The organism is Rhodopseudomonas sp. BR0C11 (assembly GCF_010820945.1).
GTDB lineage: Bacteria > Pseudomonadota > Alphaproteobacteria > Rhizobiales > Xanthobacteraceae > Rhodopseudomonas > Rhodopseudomonas palustris_H.
Map to the genome: position 1 here is coordinate 1 of NZ_QTKI01000697.1, position 1,330 is coordinate 1,330.

The window sequence follows — 1,330 nt, forward strand, 5'->3', positions numbered from 1 at the left end:
AGATAGTCGGTCGCGGGAACGAATCCGAGTCCTTCCGGCTTTGAGTCCGGTTCGAGTAGCAGTGGAGTATGCGTCATGGCCCCCCGCGCCAACTGGAAGGGCTTTCTCAGGTTGTCTCTGGTGACCTGCCCGGTAGCGCTCTACCCGGCCACATCGGATTCCGAAAAAATCAGCTTCAACCAGATCAACCGGGCCACCGGGCATCGGATCAAATACCTGAAGGTCGATGCCGAGACCGGCGACGAGGTGCCGTCCGACGAGATCATGAAGGGCTACAAGGTCGATACCGACAGCTACATCGAGGTCACCAAGGATGAGCTCGACAACATCGCGCTGGAGTCGACCCGCACCATCGAAATCGATCAGTTCGTGCCGCGGTCCGAAATCGATGATCTGTATCTGGTGCGCCCGTATTACCTGGTGCCGGACGGCAAGGTCGGCCACGACGCCTATGCGGTGATCCGCGAAACCATCCGCAGCATGGACAAGGTGGCGCTGGCGCGCGTGGTGCTGACCAATCGCGAGCACGTCATCGCGTTGGAGGCGCGCGACAAAGGCCTGGTCGGAATGCTGCTGCGCTACCCTTACGAGGTGCGCGAGGCCGGCGATTACTTCGACGACATCCAGGACGTGAAGATCACCAAGGATATGCTCGATCTCGCCAAGCACATCGTCGAGCAGAAGTCGGGCCACTTCCAGCCCGATCTGTTCGAGGATCACTACGAGAGCGCCCTCACCGAACTGATCAACAGCAAGATGGCCGGGCAGCCGATCAAGCCGCAGGCCCGCCCGCGCGGCGACAACGTCGTCGACCTGATGGACGCGCTGCGCAGGAGCCTCGGCGACGCGAAATCGGCGCCGGCGGCCAAGAAGCCAGCCTCATCCGAAACCGCGGAGAAGTCCGCCCCCGCCAAACCTGCCCGCGCCAAGAAGCGCAAGACCGCGCCCGGTCAGAAGGAGATGCTGCTGCCGATCGCAGGGAGCGGCACCGGCAAGGCGAAGGAAGAACCGGCGAAGGCAAAGAAGCCGGCGCGGAGCGCGGCGGGGCCTAAAGCCCGGAAGGCCGGTTAGTCCAACACGACCTCAATGCCCGCGTGCCCTTACCCCACCCCTCTCCCGCAAGCGGGAGAGGGAGCGCGCCGTGCGTGAGGCCAGGACTGTGGCTTGGCGAGAGAGCCGTAGATTGTGGAGCGGACTTGGCTTGGCAAAGGACAGCGGACGACCACCCTGCGTCCACTCGAAGTGTATTACTTAACCCCCCAGGCAGCCTGCTCCCTCTCCCGCTTGCGGGAGAGGGTCGGGGTGAGGGCGACGCGAGCACTGAGCGGAC

Annotated in this window: 1 protein-coding gene; it reads left to right on the forward strand. The window is 63.6% G+C overall.

Features of this window, described 5'->3' with window-relative positions; translation table 11 throughout:
• The first annotated feature begins 75 nt into the window (after nt 1-75).
• Nucleotides 76-1,071 carry a non-homologous end joining protein Ku gene (gene ku, locus DYI24_RS26670; protein WP_164574464.1) on the forward strand — a complete coding sequence of 332 codons (996 nt, stop codon included), beginning with the start codon at nt 76-78 and terminating at the stop codon, nt 1,069-1,071.
• The last annotated feature ends 259 nt before the right edge of the window (nt 1,072-1,330 follow it).